Annotated in this window: 6 protein-coding genes; 3 read left to right on the forward strand and 3 right to left on the reverse strand. The window is 58.1% G+C overall.

Going from position 1 to position 7,101, the window contains the following annotated elements:
* Window positions 1–181: 181 nt before the first annotated feature.
* The 3 genes from ENN40_09395 to ENN40_09405 are packed head-to-tail and all read left to right on the forward strand — an operon-like array spanning window position 182 to window position 3,147.
* On the forward strand, window positions 182–1,429 hold the full coding sequence (locus tag ENN40_09395) for a 3-isopropylmalate dehydratase large subunit (GenBank protein ID HDP95558.1): 1,248 nt from the start codon (window positions 182–184) through the stop codon (window positions 1,427–1,429).
* On the forward strand, window positions 1,426–1,923 hold the full coding sequence (locus ENN40_09400; protein HDP95559.1) for a 3-isopropylmalate dehydratase small subunit: 498 nt from the start codon (window positions 1,426–1,428) through the stop codon (window positions 1,921–1,923). Before ENN40_09395 ends, ENN40_09400 begins: the two co-directional genes overlap by 4 nt.
* Window positions 1,924–1,962: 39 nt before the next feature.
* Entirely contained in the window at window positions 1,963–3,147 is a 1,185-nt protein-coding gene (locus tag ENN40_09405) for an isocitrate/isopropylmalate dehydrogenase family protein (GenBank protein HDP95560.1), read from the forward strand.
* 94 nt (window positions 3,148–3,241) lie between these two features.
* Here the strand turns inward: ENN40_09405 and ENN40_09410 are convergent, their stop codons facing one another.
* The 3 genes from ENN40_09410 to ENN40_09420 form a co-directional block, all read right to left on the reverse strand.
* The gene (locus ENN40_09410; protein HDP95561.1) at window positions 3,242–4,870 is read right to left on the reverse strand and encodes a transglutaminase; all 1,629 of its coding nucleotides are present in this window, start codon (window positions 4,868–4,870) and stop codon (window positions 3,242–3,244) included.
* 77 nt (window positions 4,871–4,947) lie between these two features.
* A complete protein-coding gene (locus tag ENN40_09415; protein HDP95562.1) occupies window positions 4,948–5,808 on the reverse strand; it encodes a DUF4412 domain-containing protein in 861 nt (286 codons plus the stop codon).
* Window positions 5,809–5,872: 64 nt separating this feature from the next.
* Window positions 5,873–6,874 carry a hypothetical protein gene (locus tag ENN40_09420; GenBank protein HDP95563.1) on the reverse strand — a complete coding sequence of 334 codons (1,002 nt, stop codon included), beginning with the start codon at window positions 6,872–6,874 and terminating at the stop codon, window positions 5,873–5,875.
* Window positions 6,875–7,101 lie beyond the last annotated feature (227 nt).

The raw sequence follows: 7,101 nt of genomic DNA on the forward strand, positions 1-7,101 counted from the left end.
CGAAGACCGCAATGGGTCTGGACCGAAGTGGTGAGCGGTGAATTATGCCCGAGAGGGTACTCTCTGCAGTTTTTCCATTTTTTCAAAAAAAACTTCCAAACCCACACGGAATGGAAGAGAACCTTTCTTTACAACCCACAACGGATATAATACAATGTGGGCCGTTCAACAGGAGAGCGCAATGGGCAAAACTTTTGTTGAGAAACTGTTCGGCCAAAAGGCCGGACGCGATGTATGCGCCGGTGACATCGTATCAGTGGAACCGGACTGGGTAATGAGCCATGACAACGCCGCGGCCATCTCGGCCACCTTCCGCAAAACCGGTGCAAGTAAAATCCGCTACCCCGAGCGGGTGGTCATCATATTGGATCACGAAATTCCCGCCCCCAAGGAATCCTCGGCCACAAACCACCGGGAAATTCGCTCATTCGTGACGGAACAGGGTATCGAGCATTTCTTTGACATCAATTACGGCATCTGTCACCAGGTGTTCGTGGAACAGGGTTTCGCCCTGCCCGGAAAACTGATCGTGGGCAGTGATTCCCATACCACCACCTACGGCGCTCTGGGAGCCTTCTCCGCCGGTATCGGACGCTCCGAAGTCGCCGCCATCTGGGCCACCGGTGAACTCTGGTTTCAGGTCCCCGACACCATGCGAATCGTACTCCAGGGCCGCATGCCGGATTTCCTGACACCCAAGGATGTGGCCTTGAACATCATCGGCCGCATCCTGGCCGACGGCGCCGACTACGGGGCGGTCGAGTTTTCCGGTGATGCCGTTAAGGCCATGAGCCTTCCGGAACGCATGGTCTTGTCCAACATGGCGGCGGAGATGGGTGCCAAGAACGGCTACGTTCCCGCGGATGACACCACCCTGAATTATCTGAAAGGACGGGCGCGTTCCACTTTTGAACCCATTTACTCGGAGCCGGATTGTCGTTATGTTGAGGTGGTGGAATTCGACGTCTCCGCCATGTCGCCGGCGGTGGCCCGTCCCCACACGGTGGACAACCACGCACCCATTGACAAGGTGGCGGGAACACCCATCGACCAGGCGCTCATCGGCACCTGCACCAACGGCCGCCTGGAAGACCTGCGCGCGGCGGCGCGCATCCTCAAGGGTCGCCGGGTCAAAGTCCGCACCCTCATCATTCCCGCTTCCTGGCAGGTTTACCGGGAAGCCATGAGAGAAAACCTCTTGGAAGTGTTCGTGGACGCCGGAGCCGTGATCCTCAATCCGGGCTGCGGTCCGTGCCTGGGCGCTCACCAGGGGGTCATGGCTCCCGGAGAAGTAACGTTCTCCACTGCCAATCGCAACTTCAAAGGACGCATGGGCTGCCGGGAAGCCGAAATCTATCTGGGCTCTCCCCTGTCTGTTGCAGCCTCGGCCGTAAGCGGCGAAATCACCCATCCCGGGAGGTTCCTGTGAAACGCACATTTTCCGGTACAGCGTGGAAATACGGTGACAACATCAACACCGACGTCATTTTCCCCGGTAAGTACACTTACCAGAAAATGACACCGGAAGAGATGGCGCAACATGCCCTGGAAGACCTGGACCCGGATTTCACTTCCAAGGTCTCCGCGGGCGACATCCTGGTAGCGGGCAAAAATTTCGGCATGGGCTCTTCGCGGGAACAGGCGGCCGTGGCCATCAAAGCCGCGGGTATTTCCGTGATCATCGCCCGTTCCTTTGCCCGCATCTACTTTCGCAACGCCATCAACGCTGGCATGCCGGCGATCCGCTGCCCGGAAGCCGTTGACGCCATCGAAGATGGAGATCGCATTACCGTGGACATGGAAGCCGGAGTGATCTCAACACCGCGGGGAGACTTTCGTTTCCCGGCCTACCCGCCCACGGTCATGGAGATCCTTGAACACAACGGACTGATCCCGTTCATCAAAACCAAGATTTCAACATAACCCGTCCCTGCCGGACGAAAAAACCCAGGAGGAAGCACAATGGCCAAGAGAACCATCGTAACGATGCCCGGAGACGGTATCGGTAAAGTCGTTCTTCCCGAAGCGATCCGCATTCTGGACGCCGTGGGATTCGACGCTGAATATGTCCACGCCGATATCGGCTGGGAATTCTGGTGCAAAGAGGGCAATCCCCTGCCCCAACGCACCCTGGACCTGCTTGAAACCCATAAAATCAGCCTGTTCGGCGCCATTACATCCAAGCCCAAGTCCGAGGCGGCCAATGAACTGGCTCCTGAACTGAGGGACAAGGGATATGTTTACTACAGCCCCATCGTGGGCCTGCGTCAGCACTTCAACCTGGACATCTGCATGCGTCCCTGCCGCACCTTCAAGGGCAATCCCCTCAACTTCATCCGCCGCGGGCCGGGAGGAGTGGTGGAAGAGCCGGAAGTGGACGTTGTGATTTTCCGCCAGAACACGGAAGGCCTTTATGGAGGAGTGGAGTGGACCAATCCGCCCGAAAACGTGTACGCGGCCCTGGCCTCTCATCCCAAGTTCAAGAAGTTCGCCGACACTCCCCGCGAAGAATTGGCCGTTTCCACGCGGATCTTCACCCGGCATGCCACCGAGCGCATTGTACGCGCCGCTTTCGAACACGCCAAAAACTTCGGTTACAAATCCGTGACGGTATGTGAGAAGCCCAACGTGATCCGGGAAACCTCGGGTATGATGCTGGCCATCGCCAAGGAAACCGTGAAAGAGTATCCGGGAATCGCCCTGTGGAACACCAACATCGACGCCCAGATGATGTGGCTCACCAAGAACCCCGAAGATTACGGTGTCATCGTCAGCGGCAACATGTTCGGCGACATCGTATCCGACGGATTCGCCGGCCTGGTGGGCGGACTCGGTTTCGCCTGCAGCGCCAACATCGGACAGGATGTGGCCATATTTGAACCCACCCACGGGTCCGCCCCCAAATACGCCGCCTACACCCAATCGATCGTCAACCCCATCGCCATGGTGCTCAGCGCCTGCATGATGTTGGAACACATCAACGAAAAAGAGATGGCTTCGCGGGTGCGCAGTGCCGTGGCCCGGGTAGTGGAAAAAGGCCGGGTCCAGGCCTACGATATGCTCAAACTCAAGGGATCCCCTGATGTTTTCGAGAGAGGGGCGGCTTCAACGCAGGCCATGACCGAAGCCATTATCGCTGAATTGTAAAGATACCGCCGTTCCCCCGGACTTGCCGGGGAGCAGTGAAAGCGTGTCGGCGCGCGGCGTCTTTTTGTCACGAAAAAAAACGCCGCGCTTCGACTCAGCGTGCGGGAACCTCTGAAACCGGGGTATATTCACCCCAGGTGTGACTCTCCACCCGGCATTTGCCGCGGGTTTGCCAGGTAACCTTGAAATTGTAATAGGTATCCAGGAACTCGGAATCCCCGCCGCCTTCCGTGGTGATCAGGTAGCGGTTGCCCACTGTACCGATCAGGCGGGCGATTCCTCCCGGAGTCTCGCGGTTGCCCTCCGCCGAGGGATCCACCGGAACCCAGCCGTATCGGGGCAGGAAAACCTCGGGCCAGCGGTGCCATACCTCGTCCCGGCCACGATCTTCACTGCGCACGACCACGGAACCGACGTAGCGCGCGGGAAGACCGGCGGCCCGGCACATGGCGATGAACACGAACGAGTATTCGCTGCAGGATCCCGTTCCCCTTTTCAGGACCGTCGGCGCCGGGTTCCATCCCCCCAGGGGTTTGAGTTTGTAGTCGATTTTTTCCAGGATGTAGTTGAATATGCGGCGCATGATCCAGTACGGCCGTGTCTCTTTCCCGACCGCTTCAACCGTGGCTTTGCGGATCACCGGGTGGGTGATATCGTATTTGAAGCCGTCGGCCAGGTAGGGCTTGAGATCAGCCGGAATTTCCGCCAGCGACCCCACGCGTTCCGGGAAAATGATGTATTCCGTATGAAAAAGGCGTGCGCGCACCCGCATTTCAGCCAGTTGACGCTCGCCGGCTGCCACGGATTCAACCCGGAAGCGGGCAAAGGACTGTTTCCATTGGTCGGTCACCATCTCCGAGGGAGTAGGCGAAAACGCGGTCCGGGTCAGCAATACCTGGTTATCCCGATCATGGGGAATGGCCATGCATGCGTCCAGGGCCTCAACCGTACCGGGGCCGAAATTGCGGAAATCCACGGCCACAACCCAATCCACCTCGCGTGGGCGACTGCGATGCACGAAGGCGTCGTCATTCAATGTGACGCGGCGCACGCGGGCTTGCTGGTAATCGCCAACCCAGAGGTCGTCACCGGAAAAACAGATCCCCCAGGCATAGGGCCCGGGCGCCGGAATCCAGGTAACCACGTCACCGGACGCGGGATCCACGCGATACAACATGTCGTCATCCCCGGCGGTCACCCACAGGTACCCATCCTTCCAGGCCAGGTCATTACAATGGGCGGCGGGCGCGGGAATGTTTTCATGCATCATGCCGTCGCGGCGATTGATGCGCAGGATGCGACCGGCCTTGCGATCGAGCAACCACAGGAATTCGCCGTCAAACGCCAGGCCACCGGGATCCGCTGAATTGGATTCCAGAAGCATGCGTGCCACGCCCGACTCCATGTCAAGGCCGTAAATCCATCCTTCCCGGCCATCCACGTACCAGAGCACCTCACCGTCCCAGGCCAGGCCGCGGGGATCGTAACCCGGAGCGTTGAGGGTCTTGCGCTGCACACCATCCACCGGGTCCAGCCCATACAGTTTGAAAGTGATGCTGTCGGCCACCCAGATGAGTTCGCCGTCAAACGCCATGGCCGTGGGGTGATCGCCGGGAGGAGTCAGGCTGCGATCCGCTTTGCCTACAACCGCTTCCAGGCCTGAACATCCCGGGGCCACAATCCAGAAAGCCAGCAACAGGGAAAAAACAGTTCTTTTCTTCATATGATTCTCCCGTCATGGGATCGGGCCCCGGTCCGCCCCTCGAACGGACCGGGCGATCGCCTTTGCCGTTCAAACCCTCAGAACGGCAACTTGAACTTCTTTTTCTTTTTGCCTTGCTCTTCTTCCCCTTCTTCTTCAGGTCCTTCATCGGTCAACGTCGGATTTTCGACTACTTCGTAGTCCTGGGGAACATTGAAGTAACTTTCGGGAAAGGATTTCTGTTCAAGCTTTTGCACTTCCATGGTGGTCGTGGTATCGCTTTGCAGTTTGCCCTTCTTGCTGTACTGCTTCGAACGGGTGAAGGTCTTCAGGGGGAAACCCAGATCCTGCATCTGGGCAATTTGCTTCTGGATCATTTTGTCCAGGTCTTCCCAGCCGGTCTTGAAACCCCTGTGGATGAAATCTCCCTGTAGGGATTTGTACGCGGGCACGGCCGTGCTGCCCCACACTTCCATCTCTTCTTCCATGCGCATGGTTTTCTTGATAATCGTGACCTTCATCTTCATGGTGTATGAGCGATTGATCCGGGTATGCGTGCAGGGATAACCCAGCACCGTAGCCGTACCCAGGGGTTCTACCTTGACATCCACGTCTTCCAGTTCCATGCGCACAATGGGGCCCAGGGCCTGCAAGACCTGCTGGAGCGCTTCCAGGGACATGGGGGTGACGGTCTTCTCTTTGTGGTCGACAATGTAGAGCATGCCTTCCTTGCCCTTGTACAGCCAGTAGCCGTCTACCACGTACTGGTCACGCTGACGCTTGGGTACGTTGGAAAATTCCTGGCGGAAATTTCCGTCCTGGGCGGAAGTCACGGTCATCATTTCCGTGGTCTTGCCTTTCTGATCTTCGGCAACGACCTTGGCCGTCCACTGGATACCGGCCTGGAGCGAAACCGCCGGGAACAACATCAAAACACATAAGGTTGCGATTCTTTTCATTCAATCCTCCTCTGATTGCCGGTTTGACCGGCGGACAATCTATATTCCCTTTTTATAATGCTCATTATTCCGTCCCCGCGGCCACGCTCAAAGCGGCCGCGTGCAAACCGACCGTACAGGCACGTCCGGCGGGAAACACGTCTCCATCCAGCTGGACGGAGAACGTCTCTTTTGATTTCAAGTTCCAGTCGCTCCCCGTCTCCGCCTTTAATCGCCTCCGCACCAGAACGGCGACGCCGGCGACCAGGGTGCTCAGCCACCCCCGGGTGGATAAAAGTACCAGGTCCAGTTTGTGGTCAAAGGGGGAAGCCTCTGGAGCGAGCCGCAACCCCCCGGCATAATAGGGGCCATTCAGGACCACGGCAAGGGAACAGGTGACGGGCCGGCCATTCACACTAAGGTCCATGGGCAGGTCGTGGCTGTTAAAAACCCTTCTCAGCGCAACCGCTCCCGGGATCCAGGCGGCCAACGGACGTCCGGATTCCCCCCGGGTCCGCGCCATTTCGCGGTTGACCAAAACCCCCAGTCCCAGACTCATCGACCCCAGAAAACAATGTTCACGCGGCGGTGATTCGGTGCGCACCCACCCCACATCCATTTGTCGTACCTGGTTTTGTCTGATCAGACCGCACAAGTGGCGCAAATTGCGAATCCCCAGCCCCCGGGTCAAATCGTTGGCCGAACCGGCCCCGAAAAAAGCCAGTCGCGGGATCGTCTTTTTTTCATGATGCCGGTCCAGGATTTCCGATGCGGCAATGCGAAAGGATGTGTCTCCGCCCACGATCAGCAACCATGCGGCCGTATCCGCGCATGCCTGGATCCGGCTGCGCATGTCTGCTTTATTGCGGGTAACCACCAGTTCCCAATCCAATCCCGAACGTTGCAGATCAGTCTCAAGCCGGCGGCGCCTGCGCCCGGAACGTCCGCCCCCGGCGGCGGGATTGAGGATCACGGCTACGGACGACATGTTGATATTATAGCAGACCCGGCAGCGCCTCCCAAGGGCGGAGGACAGGCAGGGAGCTTGGGAATACTCGTAGAAGGTAGAAAAAAGGCCCATAACCATTCAGGCGGTTCGCGAACCGCCTACACCTACCATCTTCCACCTGTCTTTTTAATCCTTTCCGTGTATTCCGTGTGTTCCGTGGTTTGAATTTCTTCCCGGTTCATGGGCGACCGGCCGGTCGCCCCTACGCCTGTTACCTGATACCTCGTTCTCCCCTCGCCCTTCGCCCCTTGCCTCTTGCCTCTTGCCCGGTTCTCTTACCTTGTGAGTTTGCTTGCCTGAAGGTA

This window comes from Candidatus Aminicenantes bacterium (genome assembly GCA_011049425.1).
Taxonomy (GTDB): Bacteria; Acidobacteriota; Aminicenantia; order UBA2199; family UBA2199; genus UBA876.